A 20,044-nucleotide genomic window follows, 5' to 3' on the forward strand; every position below is an offset into this window, starting at 1 on the left:
GCCCGTTACGCGCGGAGCACCGATGCCATCTTTCCAAGGTGCTCGCATGCCCGGATCACGTACTCGTCGGACAGCATGCCGATACGGCGATAGTTGATCTCCTGGTTCGACGCTTCCGCATAAAGCGTCAGCGCGTCGGCCGCGTGCCTGAAATGCCGCGCTTCGACGCTTCCGCAATGCACGCTCAGAAACGATGCGATCCGGTTGACCTCGGTCGCCGTGACCGAGAAGGACTCGCGTATCCATTTCTTCCACATCGGCGTCATCAGGTTGTATTCGCCCGTATTGAACAGCTCGGTCATCGCCATCATCTCGATGGCCTCGATCAGGTCCGGTGCGAGCGGGCGCTTCTGTCCGACCCATGCAGAGAATTCCTTCGTGACGGGATCGAGAAACCGGTCCTGCAGGCGCCAGTTGTCCGAACCGCAGATGGCGGTTGCCATCCGGTGATACAGCTTCGAATGGTGTGGATGTCCGTGCAGCTCGCCGAGGCCGATATCCTCGACGATGATCTCGCCGCAGTGTCGCGCGGCTGTCAGCATCTTCACCTTGTTCCGTTCGCCATCGAGCGACTCTGATTCCTGCAGGAGACGCACGATGATGCTCGATACGGCATGGGCGGCGCCATCCGGGCTGCGCCATCCGCAAAAAAAGGTACAAAGCGAGTCGGTGGTCCATTTTCCCGACGTGATGCCTTCATAGGTCTTCCGGTATTCGCGCAACCTGTCGCGATTATTTTCGAAGCCGGTCAGCAGCGCGTCGACGAGCCGCCTGTCCTCCACGTCGATCAATGCGTCGTTGACGTAATCGATGAATGCGTGCGTCGAATGCTCCATGTCTTCCTCCTCGATTGATGAATGTGTCGATCGTGATGAGGCTTGCACGATCGGCGCCCCCAATGTCGGCGCTACTCGACAAGCCGATCGGGCCGTGTGGCGGCGCCAACCGTCGGGTTCAATCGACGTCGATCTCCGCCACGAACCGGCCGAGGCGAAGCAGGCCCTCGATCAATTCTTCATGTTCGATTGCATAGGAGATCCGGATGCAGTTTGAATCGCCGCAGCCGGCGCCCGGAACGACAGCGACGTGCGCTTCCGTCAATAGCAGTTCGGCGAGATGGTCGACGTCGCGGATCCGCTGCCCGCGGTAATGGCGGCCCAACTTTTCCGAGACATCGACGAACAGGTAGAACGCGCCTTCCGGCGGGGCATAGGCGACGCCCGCGATCCGGTCCAGAAACGTGCGTGCCGTGGTCAGTTGCTGCTCGAGGAACCGGTTGATCTCCGCGATGAATGCGTCGGAACCGGACGTGATCGTGCTCAGCGCCGCGTACTGCGACAGGCTACTGGGATTCGACGTCGTATGCCCCTGCAGATTGTGCATCGCGGCTATCACGTGCGCCGGCGCACACGCGTAGCCGACGCGCCAGCCAGTCACGGCCTGGCTTTTCGAAAACGAGTCGACGAGGACCGTCTGTCGCCTGAGCGGCTCGAAAAGCGACAGGATGTTGTGATGCTCGTGCGGATGCCTGACGAGATGCCGATAGCACTCGTCGAACACCACCCAGATTTGGCGGTCGAACGCGAGCTTTGCGATTCCAAGCAACTGCTCGCGCTGATAGACCGTTCCCGTCGGGTTGTTGGGCGTGTTGATCACGATCATTCGGGTTCTGTCCGTCAGCGCGCCCTCGACCGAACGCCAGGTCAGTCGGTACTGATCGGCCTGCGTGTCGACGCAGACGGCCGTCGCACCGGCGAGCCGGATCTGGGTCGGAAAGGTCTCCCAATAGGGAGTCGGAACGATCACTTCGTCACCGGGGTTCAGCAGGACCATCGACGCATTGAAGAGCGCCTGCTTCGCGCCCGCCGTGACGGCGATCTCGTCTGCCGTGAACATCGCCCCGCATCGCCGGCTCACGCTTTCCGCGAGCTTTTCTCGGAGTTGTGGCAATCCGATCGGCGGCGTATAACGATTGCGCCTGCTTTCCACCGCATCGATCGCGCCCGCCTTCATGGGCGGGCATGCATCGAAAGAAAGTTCTCCGGCAGCGAAATTGATGACCTTGACGCCACGGTCCTTCAATGCGTTTGCTTTGCTGCGCATGCTCGACGTGCCCGGTGCGGTAACGCTGCGCGCACGGTCCGACAACGGCAACTCGATTTGCGGGATGTCGCGTGTATTCATGTCGTCGTAGGCGAAAACCAATGAAATGGAGCCACGGCAAGGCGAGCCGGTCGTGGGCTTCGCCTCGGTAATCAGTTGTGCGAACTGAATCCGGCAGGTCGGCACCTGGGCCGACCCCGCACTGCGTCAGACGAGCGCTTGCGCGCACTCGCGCATGACGGTCGCCTTGCGACGCAGGTAGTCCTGGAACAGCGTCGTCGCGGCCGATGCGTCGATCGTTACCTGCATTGCGTCGGCGAACGCGTTGACCGCCTGTACGGCGTGCCCGAAGTGATTGCTCTCGGTCCCGCCGGTATGCACGGTGACCCACGCGACGATGTGGCGCACGCGATCGGCCGGAATGCCGACGTGCGTGTGGAACCAGGATTTGTAGAGATCGTGGATGAACTCGACTTCACCGTGCGTGTAAACCTCGTGAACCAGCGTGGTAAGCAGGCCGAGGAGGATATCCCGTTCCTTCAGCCGCTGACGATCCGTCCAGTCCTTGAATGCCTGCGCGGACGGAAGGCAAGCGGACTTCAGCAGCCACGTGTCGTCACCGCACGCAGCCGTCGCCATCGTATAGAAGAGATCGGCATGGAGCACGCCGCCCAGCGCGCCGAGATCCTCGTCGGTGATGCGCTGCAGGCTCGCGCATACGTCATGAAGCTGGTTCGACGCCGCCGAACCGGCGTCGGAGCGCGCCAGCAGCGTGATCCGGTTTGCAAGGCCGGAGACGCTCGCCGCGGAATTGTTGGTCTTCGACCAGCTGGCGAAAAAGGTGCGAAGAGCCGGCGCCGAATAGCCGCGCTCCGTCAACCGGCGGAATGCACCTTCGATGTCCCGAAGCGCCTCCTCCTCGGCCGAGAAGGCCGCAACGAGCGCCTCCTTCAGGACGCCGCCTTTCATCCCGTTAAGCACAGGCGTGACGATATCGAGCAACCCCGCTTGCGATTGAAACGTTTCCATCCTTTTCTCTCCGGTTCTAGATGTGATTTGAAGCGAACTACCGGGTCAGCCGCACTTCGGGTGAGCGCGGTCTGCCTGCGCTGGCGGGAGGCATCCCGCGCCAGAAGAAAAACACGAGCGCGCCTGCGAGCGCCTGTGCACCGACGACGAATGCGACGCAGCCCACCCAGCCCCAGCGATTCCACGCGGGAACGGGCAGGACCGAGCCGAGACTCCCGCCGAAGTAATAGAAGGAAAGGTAAATGCCGATCGCCGTCGATCTTGCACCCCGCGCCACCCGCGAGATGAACGCGTTGGCCGACGCCTGCTCGACGAACACCGCGGTGGAACTGAGCGCGAGCCCGATCAGGATCGCGATGACGCTGCTCGACACCGTCAGCAATGCACCGACGATCGCGAGCCCGGTCGCCGCAAGGGCGAGATCGCGCGGGCCGCGTTGCGCCGCGACGCGGCCCGCGAGCGGCGTGACGACGACCGCGACGAGAAATACCGCATAGATCGCGCCGATCTCGACCGTATCGAAGCCAAATGGCGCACGGGCCAGCCGCAGTCCGACGAAGGTGAACGTCGCGACCTGCGATGCAAGCACGCATGCGCCGACCAGGAACGACGCGAGCAGCGGGCCGCGCGTCAAGAGCGTCCAGCGAGATGCCGACGCACCTTCGTCGTCCGGACGCGCGGCGCCGGCCGCCGGCAGGCACGCATGGATCGCGAGGCCCGTTGCCAGACACAGGAACGCGATGACGTCGAGCGCGTGGCGCCAGCCGAACGCGGACGTCAGGCTATTCGTCACGAAACGCCCGGCGAATCCGCCGAGTGTCGTGCCGGCGACGAAGAGCGCACTGACCTCCGTCGCCGCGTCGTGGCTGAAGACCTCGCCGATGCACGCGATCGAGATCGCGAAGATGAACGGCATCAGCACGCCCGCGGCAAAGCGGGCGGCGAGGAACGATGAAAAGCTCGCCGCGTGCGCAGACCAGAGAACGGGAAGCGCACACGCGACGGCGGCGCACGAAATGACCGTTCGGCGATCGAAGCGGGCGGCCAGCGCGCCGACGAACGGAGCGATAATGGCGACCGCCAAGGTGGTGGCGCTGACGCCCTGGCCGGCTTGTTCCGGGCTCACGTCAAATGCCGCGGCAAGTTCGTGCAGAATGCCCTGAGTCGAATAAAGATTGAGAAAAGCCGCAAACCCGCACAGGAAAAATGCGGATCGAATGGTTCTGTTGCCCACTGGTGACGCCCTGTCTGGTTTGTGTGACAGTCTGACGAGTGGGCGACACGCGCGCCAATACTGTTTTCGTGGCCATTGATACCGAAACGACAAAAATGCTCGACCTACGCCGCCTCCGCTATTTCGTGACCGTCGCCGACGAATTGCACTTCGGACGCGCGGCGTTGCGTTTGCGTATTGCCCAGCCGCCTTTGACGCGCCATATCGCCGCGCTGGAAACCGACCTCGGTATCCGGCTGTTCGAACGATCGACGCGCGCGGTCCAGCTCACGCCGGCAGGCGCGCTGTTTCTCGAACACGCGAGGAGCGTCATTCATGCCGTCGACGAGGCGGAGGCAACGGCGCGCAAGATGGCGCAAGGCATGGTCGGCCGTGTCGTGATCGGCTATGCGAGCTCCATTCCGATGTCCGACGCGTTTTCGGACATCATCCGCCATGCGAGCCGCAGCATGCCGGAAGTCGAGTTGGCGTTTCGGGAAGTATCGACCGCGAGTCAACGCCAGCAGATCGCCGCCGGCACGCTGGACGTCGGATTCGGTTGGGCCGCGGCAAAGACGTCGGAAGCGCGCATCGGGTCCCTCGTCGTGTCGAGCGAGCCGCTCGTCGCCGCGGTTCCGGCCCAGAGTCGATACGCGGGCAAGGCGACGATCGAGTTCCGTGAACTCGTCAACGAGAACTTCGTCACGTTCCCCGCGGGCTACGGTTCCGCGCTGAACGCGGCGCTCGACGATCTGTGCGCCCGCGAGGGCGTTGCGCCGCGGATCGGGCCTACCGCGTCGCAGATCACGACGCTGGTGTCGCTGGTGGCAGCGGAACGCGGCGTCGCCATCGTGCCCAGCTTCACGTCGACGTTGCAACGCTCGGGTGTCGCTTACGTGCCGCTGGCGACGCCGCATGTTCTCGAATTGGTCGTCACGTGGTCCGAACCGTTTTCGTCAACCTGCGTCGAGCAGTTCATCGAGTTCGCGAGGTCGGTCGCAGCCGGCTAGGACAGGCGCTATGCTTCCAGGCCCTTCTGCACGTACCACGATAACGGCAGTGTCAGCAGCAGGACCGAGGCCAGCGCCAGCAGCGCGGTCGGGACGCCCGCGACGTCGCCCAGACGGCCGAACAGAACCGGCGACAGCGCGCCGCCGCCGATCGTGCCCGTATAGAACAACGCGAACGCCTGCTCGCGCTTGCCGACGCCGGCCAGCTCCGGCACGACACCGTAGAGCACGGACGATGTTCCGTTCAGCGCCAATCCAAGCAGCGGGAGCATCGCCATCATCGCGAAGAGCGGCGAGAACACGGCGAGCACGATCAACAGCGACGTGGCGGACTCCGTGAGCCACACCGTCTTCATCATCCCGATGCGCGCGCCCAGATAGCCGCAGAACAGCTTGCCGAACGCGCCGCCCACGAACAGCAACGTCAGCGCGAGACCGATACCGGCAGTGCCGGCCCCTTTGCTTTTGAGGAGGAACGGCAGGAACGTCAGAAAGCCCATCCGCACGGCACTGTCGAGGGTGCCGGTCGCGAGCAGCGCGTGCAAGCCGCCGGCCGAACCGCTGCCCGCGGGCGTTTTCGGCGTCTTGTCGCGCGCCGCCCGCGACGAGTCGCTCGACGGAATCAGCCACCACAGCAGGCCCGCTGAAACCACGCCCAGCACGCCGATCAGCGTGGCGCCGGTTCGCCACGTCACGACCGTCAAGAGCAGGCCGATCAGGCCGGGTATCAGCGTCTTGCCGATGTCGCCGGAGAAGTTGTATTGAGCCAGCGCCTCCTTCACGCCTCCGCCCGCCTCGTAGGAATCGGTGACCATCGACGATGCGAGCGGATGCTGCGTGCTGGCGCCCAGTCCGCCCAGTACCAGCGCGATCAGCAGTACCGTCAGCCCGCCGGCCTGCCCCGCGATCAGGTAGGCCATGCCCGCGAGGGCCGTCCCGGCCACCAGCAAGCGCTCCCGGCCCCAGCGCCGCGCTGCCCGGCTGGCGAGCAACTGAAAACCCGCCATCACGCCGGAATAGAGCCCGCGCAACAAGCCGATCTGCGCGTAATTGATCGCGAACTGCGCCTGCCAGATCGGCAGCAGCACGTAAATGACGTCGGTCAACCCGTCGTGCACGGCGTGTGCGCCGCAAGCGGCGATCAGCGAGCGGCGACGGGAGGAATCGGGGCCATTCGGGGTCTCGAGAGAGACTGCGTGTTTCAAATCGCTCATTTCGGTGATGGTGTGCCGACTGTCGGTTGCGGGTCGCCGCCACTCCTGGTCAACGGCTTGAACAGCGACCTGATATCGAAGTACTCGCTGATCGCGCACTGTGACCGACCGCGCGTGGCAAATCGTGAATGATAGACCAGGACGACATTCTGGCATCCCGCCGACAATTCGCCGGACGCATGGTCGTGGTCATGGTCGAGCGATTTCTCGATGCGTAAATGTTGAACGGGCCGATGACCGATTTGGCGCACTGAAAACACGCGACATCCAGCGCGGGCGGTGCAACGCATGTTTGCGAGCGCAACGCATGAACGTCATCGCGATGACGGGCGTGATCAAGGAAGAGATGTGAAAGGACGAGTTGAAGCGGTTACCGTTGCGGCGTTTCGTCCGGCGCGTCGCAACATGGCTTCTCGATGCCGTCTCCGTGGATATCGCTTGGCATTGCTTACCGCATCTGGCACCCACGGCGCCTTCAACGCAACGGCGACCACACCTCCGGCAGGCCGATCGTCGACGTCGCCCTTTCGATCTGCTCCGGCCCCCCTGCCGGCGGCCACAGGCCCGCTGCATAGTGTTGCTTTCGCAACGCCATGCGTGCTTCCAGACTCGGGAATCCCCAGATGTGCGTGATGCGCGGCGGCCCATCGAGCGCATACATGTTGCAAATGAGATGCGACGTATAGGCTTTGGCCGGGCCCACCGCACGTTCCCACGCGGAAAGGGTCGGCGCAATTCCGCCGGCTTTCAGCCAGTAGCGGCGAATCTCGTAGAAGCCGCCCAATGCGCCCGGTTCGATGTCGGGCAGAAAAGGAAACAGCGCATAGCTTTCCATATCCAATCGAACGGATGCGCTTTCAATCCCGAAAGGTCGCTCGGCATGCAATGCCCGATCGCGTTCATGCTGCAATTCATCCCTCGTCCCGAAGCCGCGCAGCACGACGATCCGCGATAGCTCGCCAATTTCCGTGCGCCATGCGCCAAGCAGCCTTCCTTGCGCGTCGGCATTCGATACCCACCGATGCGCACGGCGGGACACCGTATCCTGGTCCAGCAGCGGACACGACAACGTCGTGAGTTCGTACAGCATTTCTGCCCTCCTTTCGCTTGCATGTCGCAATGTATTTCCAAAGCGATGGCCGATAAACGCGCATCATCTTGAAACAGAATCCAGTACCATTGCGCAATGGATCTCCTCAAGGCGATGGCCGTATTCGTCCGCATCGTGGAAACGGGTAGCCTGACAGCGGCCGCGCAAGCGTCCGGTCTGTCGCCGACCATGGTCGGCAATTACCTTCAGGCCTTGGAAACCCGGCTCGGCGCGGTCCTCGTTCACCGCACGACCCGCAAGCAGAAAGTCAGCGCGTTCGGCCACGCTTACTACGAGCGATGCGTCGAAATCCTCGGTCTGGTCGACGACACGGAACGGCTCGCGCTCGATCATCTCCAGCAGCCACGCGGGCGTTTGCGCGTGACCGCGCCCGTCGTGTTTACGAACGAGTGCCTGATTCCCGCGCTCGCGGACTATTACCAGCGCTACCCGGAGATCAAGCTCGATATCGTCGCCACCGACTCGCTCGCCGATCTGTTCGACGAAGGTTTCGAGGCAGCCATTCGCATCGGCGCGATCGCCAACCCCGATGTCGTGGCGCGTCCGTTGGCGTCCTATCGGCTGGTGCTGTGCGCGTCGCCCGCTTACGTTCACGCACATGGCGCGCCCACCACGCCGAACGCGCTTGGCGAACATCACTGCCTGACGTACGCGTATCCGCCTCGATCGGCGTGGCACGCGGCACAAACTCAATGGATGCTGGAAGGTCCGGATGGACCGATGAGCGTCGCCGTGGACGGCAGACTGAAAATCGACAATGCGGAAGCGTTGCGCCGGGCGGCATTGAGAGGGCTGGGTATCGCGATGCTTCCTTCCATGTTGATACGCGAGGACATTCGCGACAAGCGCCTCATCGAGATCATGCCGGACTTCGCCGCCCCCGAAAGGTCGATGAATCTGCTGTATCTGCAAGAGAGGCAGAAATCACCGAAGCTTCTTAGCTTTACTGAATTCGTGGTGGACCGGTTCGGCGCCGAAACGGTCCACGGGATCTGATCCGGCCGCGGCCGATCGCGAAAGATGCCGTATTGCATCGGCACCTCGCGATTTCGATCCGATGTGCGTTTCCGTTCTCGCCCACCGCGAGCGTTCATCCACACCGGCCCGCGAGGGAACAGCGCCGAGGCGATGGTGCTCGAATCGGATCGCGCCGCCGCTCGCGTCTGCCGGGCGTTGCCCTTAGCCGCGCGTATCGACCCAGTGGCGTGCCCAGCGTGCCGAATGCGCGAGCGCCTGTGCCTCGCTCGCGAAGTAATCGAGCGAATAGAACTGGTAGCGGCCTTCGTCGTGCATGCTATCGACGCGTTCGAGCAGCAGGTTGGATGAAAAGCTCCCGTCGGGCAAGCGATGCGTCGAGGGTTGGACGGCATAGCCGTTGTATTGTTGAATTCGTTTGTCGTGCATTTTAATTTTAATGATGTTCGAGTGCGTGCGGGCCGTGCGACCGGCACACGGGTACGCCGATTCAAAAGCCATTGCGGACCGAATCTGACGCAGTCGGAAAGCGGAAATAAGGCGTTGCGGCCGGAGGGGAATGAAGTGCAACGAGACGTGTGGCGCTTGGCAAGCTGCTAACCCAATCGATGCAGTTGCAGGCAATCGCGCCAACTTGAGGAGACGAAGCTCCGTGGGGATGTCGCTGCGACCCGGCGTCCGTCGCGGAAGGCCGGGCCCTTCAAACTTTACAGCGGCTTGATGTTGGCCGCTTGCAGACCCTTCGGGCCTTGCTTCGTTTCGAAGCTCACTTTTTGGTTTTCAGCCAGCGTCTTGAAGCCGTCGGCGCGGATTTCGGAGAAGTGAGCGAACAGGTCGTCACCGCCGTTGTCCGGAGTAATGAAGCCAAAGCCTTTGCTGTCGTTGAACCACTTGACGATACCGGTATCCATGAAGATTCCTTGAGAAAAAAATATGAAAATTTGCTCTGTTGAAGAGCGCTTGAAGCGTCAAGGAGGGAGAGGACAACGAATACCGCCGGGGAGGAGCGAGCAATTGATGAACAGCAATCGGACTTCTTGGACTTCGGTGCATACACTAACGGCCAGCAACCGCCACGTCAATCGTTATCTTGTAACTGTGCGCCGGATAGCCGCTTGGAGGACGAAACCGGGAGATGCACTACGTCGCCTCGCGCATGGGCCAGCGTCGAAAGAGAAGCGCTCCGACCCCGAGTCGTCACGACGAGATCCGAAGCAGCCCGTAAGATTGGATGAGGAAACGTTCTCGGTCCAGAGCGTGTTTCGATCGTCGCGCGCATGCGGCTCGACTCGTCGGAGCGCGACGCCCCAATCGAAGGCAGCCGGAAGCTGCCGTCAGCCCTGAACCAGCACCGCCCGCCCGCTTCACTCCTTCGCGAACGCGAGCAGGCGTTCGCCGAGTTTCTCCGGTTGCTCCTGCTGGATCCAGTGACCTGCGCCGTCGATCAGTTCGATGCCGCGCATGCTCGTCGCCGCCTTCGTTCGCATCAGATCGAGCGCGCCCGGCGCCGAATAGGTGCCCCAATCGCGCTTGCCGCCAATGAAGAGCGACGGAACGTCGATCGTTCTGCCCGAAAACAGGCGCAGCTCCGCGTTCAGGTCGGGATCGGACAGCACACGATAAGCCTGAAGCGCACCCTGAAACCCGGTGCGGCCGTACTCCGCCGTGTACACGCCCAGTTCCGCGTCGGTCAGCCATTTGCAGGCAAGGGCTTCCGCGGCGGACGGCTGGAATGGCGCGACGGTTTCCGGCATCGTCTTGCCGAGATCCATCACGTAATACGTGGGCATTTGCGCAAGCTCCGCGGCGGTGAGCGCCTTGAGCGGATGCGGCTTGTTCCCCGGCCAGTCGGCGCTCTTCACATGGAAAAATGCACGAAGAAACGCGGACAAACCTTGGGGTGGATGCCACATGTCCCGGTTGGCGTTCCGTGTGCTCAGGTATTGCTGGTAATACGCTCTCGGTGGATCTAGCGCGGCAAGCGCCGCCGCCAGCTTCCCGCTTTCACTGTGCGGGCGAGCCGACGATGTCTCGTTTCGCGCCGTGTCGAACGGAAGCGCGGGCGGGCCGGGGAACGGTGCGCTCATCAGCACCACCGACGGAAAGACGTCAGGCCGCGCCAGCGCACAATACGCGGCCACGGGCGAGCCGAGGTCGTGTCCTGCCAGCATCGACGTATGCCGATACCCCAACGCCGAAACCAGTCCGAGGGCGTCGCGCGCCATGTTCAGGAAGCCGAAGGGCCCGAGCGGGGCGTCATAGTCGTTCGCCCAGCCGGTGGTGCGTCCATACCCCCGCTGGTCGGGTGCGACGACGTGGTATCCCGCGTCGGCCAGGATGGGCATCAGATGCCGCCAGCCGTAGGCCAGATCCGGAAAACCGTGCAGAAGCAGCGCGAGCGGCCGGCCGGCGCTTTCATGACCGGCTTCGAGAATATGGACATCGAGGCCGTTCACCCCGTGAATCATGCGCGAGCGCACCCCTTTGGGAAGCGTTCCTGCGGCGTAGGTCGGCATGGCCAAATCGCCTTCTCCTGTCGGGTTTGCGCGGGCAGGCCGAAGCCACGCGGCAACCAGGCCGGCCGCGCCCATCGCGAGGACGGCTCGTCGCGGCGCCGATGGCTTGCTGGTGTCGACGGGCATCGTGGCGCTCCGAAGTATGGTGATCACCATAGTATGGCGATCGCCATAGCCCGGTCAAGCGAAACGTGGTACGTTTGCCGCATGACACGCAAGACTGACGCTCGCGCTCGCGCGATTGCCACGGCGGAACGGCTGTTTCGCATCCAGGGCTACACCGCGACCGGACTGACCCAGATCCTCGAAGAAAGCGGCGCCCCCAAAGGATCGTTCTACTTCCACTTCCCACGCGGCAAGGCGCAACTCGCGGAGGAAGCCATCGATCATTACGTCACGAATCGAATTGCCGTCTTGCGGAACATCTCGGCTGAGACGACCGGTCATGCGCTGAATTTTGTTCGCCGGATCCTCAGCACATTTGCCGCCGAAATGGTCGCCACCGATTTCCAGTACGGGTGCCTGATGCAAAACCTGGCGAACGAACTGCCCGCGCTCGACGCCGAACTCACCCAGCGGGTCGCGCGTGGGTTTGCCGATTCGACCGAGGTCATTGCGGCGCATTTCCGCGGGTGCGGTTTCGCTTCCGCACGCGCATCGTCAGCCGCGGCCGCGCTGGTCGCCGCGCTCGAAGGTGCCCGTACGATCGCCCGCCTGGAGCGCTCGCCGGCCGTATTCGACGCGCTGGCGGAGGTCAGCGGCCAAAGGTGGGGCGCTGCCGACGCGTGATCCGGCCCGATGTTCCCGTGACGAGTCGTCCGTGACTTCCGCCGATCACGGGGCATCGCCCGTTGCCGCGATGCCGCGAATGCTGTCGACTGCGTTCGCTCGAATGGCGCAGCGGTAACCGGGCAACGTGAACGGTGGGGAAACTGGCATGCAGACGCATTCGAAGAAAACCGAACAGGTCAGCCTCCCGGCGCACTCGAGGCTGAGCCGCTCATACGGCTCGGCGGATTTCGCCGACGCATTTTCGGTGGCCTTGCCGGCCACCGCCTGCAACGACGCGGCGTCTCTCGCGCGACACATCTTTACCGGGCAACCCAAGTGGATCGCGCTGCTACTGCGCATCCGGGACCTGGTCGTGTGGCCGTTCGGCCTGAAAGGAACGGCCGATTTGAAAGCCGCGAACGGCGACCGAATCAGCATTTTTCGCGTGTTCGAACGACACGACGACGAAATCATTCTGGGCGAGGACGACACGCATCTCGATTTCCGTGTGTCGGTGCTCGTGCAGCCCGCATCCGATGGCTTGCCCCGGCGACTGACGCTCACCACCCTCGTTTTCTACAATCGTCCGTTGGGCCGGGTTTATCTCGGCGTCATCGCGCCTTTCCATCGCCTCGTCGTGCGTTCCTCGCTCGACCAGGCGCAGGCGCTCGGATGGCCCCGCCGATAGCCGCCGGAAAGCCCGGCGCCGCCGCAGGCGCCGTCACGGCGACATCGACGATCGCGACGGCGTTTTCATTTGCCGGTGGTCTGAACGACCGGCCTTCCTCGCGACGCCGAAGCCGCGGATCAATGCGAAGCACCGAACAGTCGAATCACGACGCCGCGCAGCCACCGGTTGCCGGCCTCGTGGTGATAGCGCGCATGCCAGTGCTGCCGTACCGCGAAGCCTTCGACGGGAATCGGGCACGCATGAACCGCCAGATCGTTGGCCTGCGCCAGCGTCTCGCCGATATGACGCGGTAGCGTCGTGATCAGGTCGGTCGTCTGCACGATCGCCCCCAACCCCAGAAAGCCCGGCAATTCCAGCACCACGTCCCGCTCGATACGCGCCTGCCGCAGCGCCTGTTCGAGAAGTTGTGCCCCCGTTCCCGCCGTAATGGCGACATGCCCCTCCGAACGATACTGCTTTACCCCAAGCCGGCCGCGAATCCGCGGGTGATGCCGGTTCACCAGACAAATCCAGTCCTGGTCATACAGCTTCTGCTGATAAATACCGCCGCCAAGCCACGGCACGTAGCCGATCGCGAGATCGGCTTCGCCGGATTCGAGCGCCCGCTCCGTATTGCCGTCGATCCGTGCGGCTTCCAGCCGGACGCCCGGCGCCTGCGCGCGGACATGGGCCAGCAGCCGCGGCAGCAGTGTCACGTGGCTCGCGTCGGTCATGCAGATGCGAAAGCGTCGCTGCGCGGTCGCCGGATCGAATGCGATCTCCCACGCCGTGAAGCGTCGCAGCGATTCGAGGATTTCCCGGCATGGCCCGATCAGCGCGTCGGCTTGCGGTGTCGGCGCCATGCCGCCGGGCGTGCGGATGAAGAGCGGATCGTGCAGGTGTTCCCGCAGGTGCCCGAGCCAGATGCTGACGGTCGGCTGGCTCTGGCCGAGCTGCTCGGCGACGCGCGTGACGCTGCGCACGTCGTACAGGAGATCGAATAGCTGAAGCAGCTTCAGGTCCGGCAGATCGGCGGGCATCGTCGCATTATTGTCCATCGCAATGACGCTATTGTATCCATTGCATTGTCGACATGAGCGGCGGCTCCTATCGTGAGGCCATACGTCAAGGAGACACCATTGAAAATTGCGATTCTGGGTGCTGGCGCGCTGGGCTGTGCGATCGGCGCCACCCTCACCGAAGGCGGTCACGAGACCTGGTTGATCGACCGTTCGCCCGCGCACGTCGACGCGATGCGTCGCGACGGCCTGCGGGTCGACGACGCCCGCGGCACGCGCCAGGTACGCGTCCATGCGACGACGCAGGCCGCCGAAGTCGGTGTGGCCGACCTGGTGGTGGTCCTGGTCAAGTCGTTTCACACCGATGCCGCCATCCGCGGCGCGCAGTCGCTGGTGGGGCCCGATACCGTCGTGCTGTCGCTGCAGAACGGCCTCGGGCACGAGGACATCCTGAGCGACGCCGTCGGCCGCGAACGCGTCCTCGCGGGCAAGACCTACGTCGGCGGCGTGCTGCGCGGGCCGGGCCATATCGAATCCGGCGTGATCGGCAAGCACACCTACATCGGTGAACTCGACGGACGCATCACGCCGCGCGTACAGGCGATCGCCGCCGCGTTCGATACCGCCGGCCTCGCGACGACGATCAGCGACAACATCGTCGGCACGATGTGGGACAAGCTGCTGGTGAATGTCGCGACCGGCGCGCTGACCGGCCTCACCGGCCTCACCTACGGGCAGCTTTACGACGAGCCGCTGCTCAAGGCGACGTCGCTCGCGGCCGTGGCCGAGGCGATCGCGGCGGCGCAGGCAGCCGGCGTCAGGCTGTCGATGACCGATCCCGAACAAGCGTGGACGCTCGCCGCCGAGGGGCTGCCGGCAGCCTTCAAGACCTCGATGCTGCAAAGTCTGGAGAAAGGCTCGATCACCGAGATCGATTTCATCAACGGTTCGGTCGTGCGCGCCGGGCAGCGCCACGGCGTGCCGACCCCGGTCAATGCCACGCTCGTCGCCTGCATCAAGGGGCTGGAGCGCGCGATGGCCGATCGCCAACGCGAGGAGGCAGCCGCATGAGCGCCACGAAAGCCTATCTCGAACACGTTGCGATCTGGGTGAAGGACATCCGCTGGCACATCCGTTTCTTCGAGGAAGTCCTCGGCATGACGCTGCGCGAAGTGGACGGCACGCTCGACGCACCGCGGCAGTACTGGACGCTCGGCGGCCTGCAGTTCATCCACGCGCCGGAACATGACGGCCCGGAAGGCCGGCTCGCCCATCTCGGCGTGATGTGCGAGGACCTGGAGGCCGCGCTGGCCGCGGCGCGGCGGTTCGACGTGACCGAGATGCCGCAGGGGCGCAACTGGATTCGCCTGCCCGACGGGCTCGCCGTCGAGCTGATTCAGGCCCGGCCGGCTTGCTGCGTCGCGCAGGCGCTGGCGATCAACCCGCGCGCGGAGGCATGACCATGACGATCGTCGAAAAATACTGGGACGACGCGCGCGAGGGCGACACGTGCACGAGCCCGACCTACCGGGTGACCAAGGAGCGCATTCTCGCGTATGCCGACCTCACCGGCGACCATACGCCCGTTCACGTGGACGAGGCATACGCGAACGCGAGCCATTTCGGCTGCCTCGTCGCGCACGGGCTGTTCGGGCTATCCATCGCCGACGGCCTGAAAACGCAGAGCGACTATCGCTTCCTGCCGGGCATGTCGCTCGGCTGGACCTGGGATTTCCTGCTGCCGATCAAGGTCGGCGACGTGCTGCACGTGACGTTCCGCGTCGGCTCGATGCGGGCCAGCAAGAGCCGCCCGGACTGGGGCATCGTCGTGCTGCCGTCGGAGCTGATCAATCAGGACGGGCAGGTCGTTCAACGCGGCGAACATCGTCTGATGGTGCCGCGCCGTCCGGAGGCACCGTGATGCAGGCCCGTCCCCTCGAAGGCATTCGCGTCGTCGACTACAGCCATTTCCTCGCCGGCCCGTATGTCGGGCGCTGTCTCGCGGCGCTCGGCGCCGAAGTCATCAAGGTCGAGCGTCCCGGCACCGGCGACGCCGGGCGTCAGCACGCAACCGTGCTCGACGACCAGCAAAGCGGCTACTTCCTGCAGCTCAACATGGGCAAGCGCGGCGTGAGCGTGAACATGAAGGACGCGCGCGGCAAGGCGTTCATGCAGCGGCTGTGCGACTCCGCCGACGTCTTCATCGAGAACTATCGGCCGGGCGCGCTGGACAAGCTCGGGCTCGGCTATGAAGAACTGTCGGCGCGCAATCCGGGCCTCGTCTACTGCTCGATTTCGGCGTACGGTCACACCGGCCCCGACGCGCATCGCGCGGGCTTCGGGCTGATCGCCGAAGCGAAGAGCGGAATCATGCAGATGGTCGGCACGCCGGGCGAGCGCCCGCCGCTGCTGCGCATTTCGCTCGGGGACATGTACACCGGCATTCATGCGGTCGCGGCGATCAACGCCGCGCTGCTGGGGCGCGTGAAGAGCGGCCGCGGGCAACACGTCGACATGGCGCTGTACGACACGCTGGTGTCGATGCACGAATACGCGGTGCAGTGCTACACGCTCAAGGGCGTGCTGCCCGAGCAGACCGGACACGACATGCCCACCTCGACGCTCTATGGCGTATTCCGCGCCGCGGACGGCGATCTCGTGATCGCCGCGCAGGTTGACGACGCATGGAAGCGCTTCGCCGAACTGATCGCGACGCACGGCGGCCCGGCGGGCTTCGGCGCCGACACGCGGTTTCACGACAGCACCGGACGCAACGCGCACCGCGCGGAAATCCTGTCGGTGGTCGAGCCGTGGGTGGCTGCGCGTTCCGTCGCGTCGGTACTGGATCTGCTGGACGGCATCGACGTGCCCTGCGCGAAGGTGCAGCGCATCGACGAGGTGTTGAACGATCCGCAGATCCAGGCCCGAGGCATGGTCGTCGAGCAACAGCATCCGCGCTACGGGACGCTGCGCCTGCCCAACTTGCCGTTCCGGTTTTCCGATTGCGATACGACGATTCGCGACGTCGCGCCCGATCTCGGGGAGCACAACGCGGAAGTCGCGCGTTCCCTCGGGTTCGATGCGGCCGAAATCGACGCGATGCAGGCCGACGGCGTCCTCTATTCGAAAGCGAGCCAATCATGACCGACCAATACGCGGTGATCGGCAATCCGATCGGACACACGAAATCTCCGCTGATTCACGGCCTCTTCGCGCAAGCGACGCGGCAGGACCTCCGCTATACGGCGATCGAGGGTCCGCTCGAGCCGGCAGGCGCCTTTGCTGCCGCGGTGCGTGCGTTTTTCGACGGCGGCGGCAAAGGTATCAACGTCACCGCGCCGTTCAAGCTCGACGCGTTCGCGATGTCGGACGAACGCAGCGAGCGTGCGCGGCTCGCGGGCGCGGCCAACGCGCTGAAGTTCGACGGCGGCCGCATCCTGGCGGACAACTTCGACGGCATCGGGCTGGTTCGCGATATCGAAGCGAACCTCAATCTGCCGATGGCCGGCAAGCGCGTGCTGGTGCTCGGTGCCGGCGGCGCGGCGCGCGGCGCGCTGTTGCCGTTCCTCGAAGCCGGCCCGGCGGAACTCGTGATCGCGAATCGCGACGTCGACAAGGCGCGCGCACTGGCCGCGCAGGTCGCCGGGCGAGGCCCGCTGGTTGCCGGCAGCTACGCGGACCTCGCGCGGATGGGACGTTTCGACCTGGTCGTCAATGCGACGTCGGCCAGCCTGACCGGCGACCTGCCGCCTGTCCCGCCGAGCGTGTTCAGTCCGAAGGGAACCGCCTACGAACTCGCCTATGGCAAGCGTCTCACGCCGTTCCTCCGGCTCGCGAAAAACGCCGGCGTGCACGGGATCGCGGACGGCGTCGGCATGCTGGTCGAACAGGCGGCCGAAGCGTTCGCATGGTGGCGCGGCGTGCGCCCCGAGACCAGCGCGGTGATCGATCGGCTGGCCGTGCCGTTCGACTGAACCGGCAATGGGATCGGCATGCAGGCGATCCCGATGCGCGACGGCATCGATCGCGACAGCCTCGGCAGGCGCGAGACGGCAGGCCCGGCGCCTCCCCGGTGAACGACCTGCGGCGAGCGAACGCGCAACCGGTCGGCAATTGCCGAATACGATCGGTTGCGCGTCGCACGCAAGCCCATGCCAGCATCATTGCGCGGCCAGCCGGCGATCGATGCGCCGGCGTGTTCGGCACCGCTTCCACCCCGCATTTTTTCAGCTTGCCGCCGCAGTGCTCACACGCCGGGCGCCCTTGCCTTGCCGCTGCCTTCACCGCTCACCCGATACCCTGCCGAACACCGTCATGCCGGACACCACGCGCCCCGCTCGCCTGAACTTCGCGCTCATGTTGCCGCTGCTGCTGGCGGCCCAGCCGGTGGCGACCGACAGTTACCTGCCGGCGCTACCGGAAATCGCTGCAACGCTGGGCTCGGCCAGCGTCAGCCTCACGGTTTTCGCGTTGATATTCGGTATCGGACAATTGCCGATGGGCAGTCTTTCCGACCGGTTCGGCCGCCGCCCCGTCTTGCTGACCGGCCTGGCGCTCTATGCGCTGACCGCACTGGCGGCGGCGCTCGCATCAACCGCCCCGATGCTGGTGGCCGCACGTGCGATGCAGGGCTTTGCGATGGCCGCGATCCTGGTATGCGCCCGTGCGGCGGTACGCGACCGGTACTCGGCGGGCGACGGCCCGTACGTGATGGCGCGCGGTTTCATGGGAATGGGGATGATGGCGTTCCTTGCCCCGATTGTCGGTGCGTATGTCACGCAGCACGCCGGCTGGCGATGGGTACTCGCGGGGATGAGCCTGTATGCGTTCGGCTTGCTCGTCATGTGCTGGTACGGCTTCGAGGAGAGCGCCGCCAGTATCGCGCCGCGCCGGAATTCGACCGGGGACGTGCGCGAGATATTCAGCGATGCCCCGTTCAGGGTATGGACGCTGCTGGCCGCGTCGACGTACACCGGCATGTTCTGTTTTCTGCTGCTGTCTCCGACGGTCTACATCCGGTATCTCGGCATCTCGCCCCAGCGATACGGCTGGATACCGGCGAGCGGGACGCTCGTCTATGTCCTGAGCACCTACGGCTGCCGCCAGTTGCTCCGACGTCAAAGCATGCTCCGAACGGTGCGCCAGGGCGCGACGCTGAGTCTTTCCGGCGCGGTGATCCAGGCGTTGGGGTGTGTGCTGCTTCCCGGCAGCATCTGGCCGCTGCTCGTCGGGCACGGCGTGTATTGTCTCGGCCACGGGATCCATCAGCCATGCGGGCAGGCAGGGGCGGTGAGCGGCCTGCCTCATCTTGCCGGCCGCGCGGTATCCTGGTCCGGCTTCATCATGATGTTCTTCGCTTTCAGCGTGGGACAGACGGCGGCGGTTTTCACCGATCCGCGCTATCAGTCGGGCGCGTGGCCGATGGTGGTGCCGATGCTCGTCGTCGGCGTCACGCTGGTCACGATCGCGTTTGCGTGGTTGCCGAAAATCGGTGGCGCGAAGTTGGGCGCGGCAACGGCTCCGGCACGCGCGGTGGATGGTCGATGAGTTGCTTCGGGCAGTCGGCGGGCGAAGCGACGCGAACGCCTGCCCGACGTCGCGTCGATCAGCCACGCTCAGATCTGTTGCTGCCCGCCATCGACGAACAATTCGATGCCGTTCACGAAGCTCGCATCGTCTGAAGCGAGGAACAGCGCCGCGCTCGCGATCTCGCCCGGCTCGCCGAGGCGTCCCATCGGAATCTGGGCCGCCAGATAATCGGCCAACCCCTGCCGCTGAGCCGCATCGTCACCGGCAAGATCAAGCAGGCCGGGCGTGCGGGTCGCGCCGGGGCTGATCGTGTTCACACGAATGCGGCGCTCCTTGAGGTCGAGAATCCAGCTGCGCGCAAACGCGCGCACCGCCGCCTTCGAAGCCGAATACACGCTGAACGCAGCGGTACCCGCGCTGCCCGCCGTCGAGCCGGTCAGAATCACCGATGCACCCTCGGCAAGCAGCGGCAGCGCCTTCTGCACGGTGAACAGCACGCCCTTTACGTTGCGATCGAACGTTTCGTCGTAATGCGCCTCGGTGATGCTGCCGAGCGGCAGCATCGAACCGCCGCCGGCGTTCACGAACAACACGTCCAGGCGCCCGTGCTCTTCCTTGATTTGCGCATACAGCGCGTCGAGTTCGCCGAGTTTCGTGGAATCGGAACGCACGCCGGTCGCGTGGCCGCCGGCTGCGCGAATCCCTTCCACGGCGGCATCGAGCTCGGCCTGGCGGCGGCCCGTGAGATAGACGTGCGCGCCGTCAGCCGCGAAGCGCTGGGCGGTGGCGAGGCCGATGCCGCTGGTGGCGCCGGTGACGAGTGCGATCTTGTTGTCGAGCTTGCGTGCCATGGTATTGCTCCTTTCGTTGATCAGTGGTGTTTG

21 protein-coding genes are annotated in these 20,044 nt (G+C 64.6%); 10 read left to right on the top strand and 11 right to left on the bottom strand.

From position 1 onward, the window contains the following. Positions 1-5: 5 nt before the first annotated feature. The 4 genes from CFB52_RS33495 to CFB52_RS33510 form a co-directional block, all read right to left on the bottom strand. On the bottom strand, positions 6-836 hold the full coding sequence (locus CFB52_RS33495) for a hypothetical protein (RefSeq protein ID WP_059577576.1): 831 nt from the start codon (positions 834-836) through the stop codon (positions 6-8). Between the two features lie 118 nt (positions 837-954). Continuing rightward, positions 955-2,184 (bottom strand): pyridoxal phosphate-dependent aminotransferase, encoded by a 1,230-nt coding sequence (locus CFB52_RS33500; RefSeq protein WP_059577574.1) that lies wholly within the window; start codon positions 2,182-2,184, stop codon positions 955-957. Between the two features lie 126 nt (positions 2,185-2,310). Then, on the bottom strand, positions 2,311-3,132 hold the full coding sequence (locus CFB52_RS33505; protein WP_059577571.1) for a hypothetical protein: 822 nt from the start codon (positions 3,130-3,132) through the stop codon (positions 2,311-2,313). 37 nt (positions 3,133-3,169) lie between these two features. Beyond that, complete coding sequence (locus tag CFB52_RS33510; RefSeq protein ID WP_089466203.1) at positions 3,170-4,366, bottom strand: MFS transporter; 1,197 nt, start codon at positions 4,364-4,366, stop codon at positions 3,170-3,172. A 95-nt stretch (positions 4,367-4,461) separates the two neighbouring features. Here CFB52_RS33510 and CFB52_RS33515 point away from each other — a divergent pair, with 95 nt between their 5' ends. After that, positions 4,462-5,355 (top strand): LysR substrate-binding domain-containing protein, encoded by an 894-nt coding sequence (locus tag CFB52_RS33515; RefSeq protein WP_060010575.1) that lies wholly within the window; start codon positions 4,462-4,464, stop codon positions 5,353-5,355. Between the two features lie 8 nt (positions 5,356-5,363). Here the strand turns inward: CFB52_RS33515 and CFB52_RS33520 are convergent, their stop codons facing one another. Both CFB52_RS33520 and CFB52_RS33525 read right to left on the bottom strand, forming a co-directional pair. Next, positions 5,364-6,569 (bottom strand): MFS transporter, encoded by a 1,206-nt coding sequence (locus CFB52_RS33520; RefSeq protein WP_089466204.1) that lies wholly within the window; start codon positions 6,567-6,569, stop codon positions 5,364-5,366. A gap of 475 nt (positions 6,570-7,044) precedes the next feature. Then, positions 7,045-7,659 carry an NIPSNAP family protein gene (locus CFB52_RS33525; RefSeq protein WP_099318548.1) on the bottom strand — a complete coding sequence of 205 codons (615 nt, stop codon included), beginning with the start codon at positions 7,657-7,659 and terminating at the stop codon, positions 7,045-7,047. Between the two features lie 96 nt (positions 7,660-7,755). Here CFB52_RS33525 and CFB52_RS33530 point away from each other — a divergent pair, with 96 nt between their 5' ends. After that, a complete protein-coding gene (locus CFB52_RS33530; protein ID WP_099318549.1) occupies positions 7,756-8,676 on the top strand; it encodes a LysR family transcriptional regulator in 921 nt (306 codons plus the stop codon). A 183-nt stretch (positions 8,677-8,859) separates the two neighbouring features. On the opposite strand, the gene CFB52_RS33535 is transcribed toward CFB52_RS33530, so the two are convergent. The 3 genes from CFB52_RS33535 to CFB52_RS33545 all read right to left on the bottom strand — a co-directional run bounded on the left by CFB52_RS33535 (position 8,860) and on the right by CFB52_RS33545 (position 11,123). Next, positions 8,860-9,084 carry a hypothetical protein gene (locus tag CFB52_RS33535; protein WP_059577552.1) on the bottom strand — a complete coding sequence of 75 codons (225 nt, stop codon included), beginning with the start codon at positions 9,082-9,084 and terminating at the stop codon, positions 8,860-8,862. Positions 9,085-9,362: 278 nt separating this feature from the next. Beyond that, entirely contained in the window at positions 9,363-9,566 is a 204-nt protein-coding gene (locus CFB52_RS33540) for a cold-shock protein (RefSeq protein WP_006485974.1), read from the bottom strand. 453 nt (positions 9,567-10,019) lie between these two features. Further along, positions 10,020-11,123, bottom strand: coding sequence for an alpha/beta fold hydrolase (locus tag CFB52_RS33545; RefSeq protein ID WP_099318550.1), 1,104 nt, complete (start codon positions 11,121-11,123; stop codon positions 10,020-10,022). 207 nt (positions 11,124-11,330) lie between these two features. On the opposite strand from CFB52_RS33545, the gene CFB52_RS33550 reads away from it, so the two are divergent. Together CFB52_RS33550 and CFB52_RS33555 are read left to right on the top strand one after the other, a co-directional pair. Beyond that, positions 11,331-11,960 carry a TetR/AcrR family transcriptional regulator gene (locus CFB52_RS33550; RefSeq protein WP_060313847.1) on the top strand — a complete coding sequence of 210 codons (630 nt, stop codon included), beginning with the start codon at positions 11,331-11,333 and terminating at the stop codon, positions 11,958-11,960. A 148-nt stretch (positions 11,961-12,108) separates the two neighbouring features. Further along, positions 12,109-12,630: a DUF2867 domain-containing protein gene (locus CFB52_RS33555; RefSeq protein WP_099318551.1), complete on the top strand. Its 522-nt coding sequence runs from the start codon at positions 12,109-12,111 to the stop codon at positions 12,628-12,630. Between the two features lie 119 nt (positions 12,631-12,749). Here CFB52_RS33555 and CFB52_RS33560 read toward each other — a convergent pair whose 3' ends face one another. After that, positions 12,750-13,670 (bottom strand): LysR family transcriptional regulator, encoded by a 921-nt coding sequence (locus CFB52_RS33560; protein WP_059577547.1) that lies wholly within the window; start codon positions 13,668-13,670, stop codon positions 12,750-12,752. A gap of 81 nt (positions 13,671-13,751) precedes the next feature. Here CFB52_RS33560 and CFB52_RS33565 point away from each other — a divergent pair, with 81 nt between their 5' ends. From CFB52_RS33565 to CFB52_RS33590, 6 genes are all read left to right on the top strand, one after another. Continuing rightward, the gene (locus CFB52_RS33565; RefSeq protein ID WP_099318552.1) at positions 13,752-14,702 is read left to right on the top strand and encodes a ketopantoate reductase family protein; all 951 of its coding nucleotides are present in this window, start codon (positions 13,752-13,754) and stop codon (positions 14,700-14,702) included. Continuing rightward, positions 14,699-15,091 (top strand): VOC family protein, encoded by a 393-nt coding sequence (locus CFB52_RS33570; protein ID WP_059577543.1) that lies wholly within the window; start codon positions 14,699-14,701, stop codon positions 15,089-15,091. Before CFB52_RS33565 ends, CFB52_RS33570 begins: the two co-directional genes overlap by 4 nt. Positions 15,092-15,093: 2 nt before the next feature. Further along, positions 15,094-15,552, top strand: coding sequence for a MaoC family dehydratase (locus CFB52_RS33575; RefSeq protein ID WP_059577540.1), 459 nt, complete (start codon positions 15,094-15,096; stop codon positions 15,550-15,552). Further along, a complete protein-coding gene (locus tag CFB52_RS33580; RefSeq protein ID WP_099318553.1) occupies positions 15,552-16,775 on the top strand; it encodes a CaiB/BaiF CoA-transferase family protein in 1,224 nt (407 codons plus the stop codon). Before CFB52_RS33575 ends, CFB52_RS33580 begins: the two co-directional genes overlap by 1 nt. Further along, positions 16,772-17,605, top strand: coding sequence for a shikimate dehydrogenase (gene aroE, locus CFB52_RS33585; protein ID WP_060967133.1), 834 nt, complete (start codon positions 16,772-16,774; stop codon positions 17,603-17,605). The genes CFB52_RS33580 and aroE overlap by 4 nt, the downstream gene beginning before the upstream one ends. 340 nt (positions 17,606-17,945) lie before the next feature. Next, entirely contained in the window at positions 17,946-19,178 is a 1,233-nt protein-coding gene (locus tag CFB52_RS33590) for an MFS transporter (RefSeq protein ID WP_060010614.1), read from the top strand. 68 nt (positions 19,179-19,246) lie between these two features. Here the strand turns inward: CFB52_RS33590 and CFB52_RS33595 are convergent, their stop codons facing one another. Continuing rightward, on the bottom strand, positions 19,247-20,011 hold the full coding sequence (locus tag CFB52_RS33595; RefSeq protein ID WP_060010618.1) for an SDR family NAD(P)-dependent oxidoreductase: 765 nt from the start codon (positions 20,009-20,011) through the stop codon (positions 19,247-19,249). Positions 20,012-20,044: the final 33 nt, after the last annotated feature.

Origin of the sequence: Burkholderia sp. AU18528 (genome assembly GCF_002223215.2) — a bacterium.
GTDB lineage: Bacteria > Pseudomonadota > Gammaproteobacteria > Burkholderiales > Burkholderiaceae > Burkholderia > Burkholderia semiarida.

Excerpts from the sequence above, each read along its gene's own strand:
- CFB52_RS33560 (WP_059577547.1), bottom strand. The coding sequence starts at position 13,670 with ATGGACAATAATGCGACGATGCCCGCCGATCTGCCGGACCTGAAGCTG.
- CFB52_RS33520 (WP_089466204.1), bottom strand. The coding sequence starts at position 6,569 with ATGAGCGATTTGAAACACGCAGTCTCTCTCGAGACCCCGAATGGCCCC.
- CFB52_RS33500 (WP_059577574.1), bottom strand. The coding sequence starts at position 2,184 with ATGAATACACGCGACATCCCGCAAATCGAGTTGCCGTTGTCGGACCGT.
- CFB52_RS33555 (WP_099318551.1), top strand. The coding sequence starts at position 12,109 with ATGCAGACGCATTCGAAGAAAACCGAACAGGTCAGCCTCCCGGCGCAC.
- CFB52_RS33595 (WP_060010618.1), bottom strand. The coding sequence starts at position 20,011 with ATGGCACGCAAGCTCGACAACAAGATCGCACTCGTCACCGGCGCCACC.
- aroE (WP_060967133.1), top strand. The coding sequence starts at position 16,772 with ATGACCGACCAATACGCGGTGATCGGCAATCCGATCGGACACACGAAA.
- CFB52_RS33505 (WP_059577571.1), bottom strand. The coding sequence starts at position 3,132 with ATGGAAACGTTTCAATCGCAAGCGGGGTTGCTCGATATCGTCACGCCT.
- CFB52_RS33515 (WP_060010575.1), top strand. The coding sequence starts at position 4,462 with ATGCTCGACCTACGCCGCCTCCGCTATTTCGTGACCGTCGCCGACGAA.
- CFB52_RS33570 (WP_059577543.1), top strand. The coding sequence starts at position 14,699 with ATGAGCGCCACGAAAGCCTATCTCGAACACGTTGCGATCTGGGTGAAG.
- CFB52_RS33540 (WP_006485974.1), bottom strand. The coding sequence starts at position 9,566 with ATGGATACCGGTATCGTCAAGTGGTTCAACGACAGCAAAGGCTTTGGC.
- CFB52_RS33525 (WP_099318548.1), bottom strand. The coding sequence starts at position 7,659 with ATGCTGTACGAACTCACGACGTTGTCGTGTCCGCTGCTGGACCAGGAT.
- CFB52_RS33550 (WP_060313847.1), top strand. The coding sequence starts at position 11,331 with ATGGCGATCGCCATAGCCCGGTCAAGCGAAACGTGGTACGTTTGCCGC.
- CFB52_RS33535 (WP_059577552.1), bottom strand. The coding sequence starts at position 9,084 with ATGCACGACAAACGAATTCAACAATACAACGGCTATGCCGTCCAACCC.
- CFB52_RS33530 (WP_099318549.1), top strand. The coding sequence starts at position 7,756 with ATGGATCTCCTCAAGGCGATGGCCGTATTCGTCCGCATCGTGGAAACG.
- CFB52_RS33545 (WP_099318550.1), bottom strand. The coding sequence starts at position 11,123 with ATGATTCACGGGGTGAACGGCCTCGATGTCCATATTCTCGAAGCCGGT.
- CFB52_RS33590 (WP_060010614.1), top strand. The coding sequence starts at position 17,946 with ATGCCGGACACCACGCGCCCCGCTCGCCTGAACTTCGCGCTCATGTTG.
- CFB52_RS33495 (WP_059577576.1), bottom strand. The coding sequence starts at position 836 with ATGGAGCATTCGACGCACGCATTCATCGATTACGTCAACGACGCATTG.
- CFB52_RS33575 (WP_059577540.1), top strand. The coding sequence starts at position 15,094 with ATGACGATCGTCGAAAAATACTGGGACGACGCGCGCGAGGGCGACACG.
- CFB52_RS33580 (WP_099318553.1), top strand. The coding sequence starts at position 15,552 with ATGCAGGCCCGTCCCCTCGAAGGCATTCGCGTCGTCGACTACAGCCAT.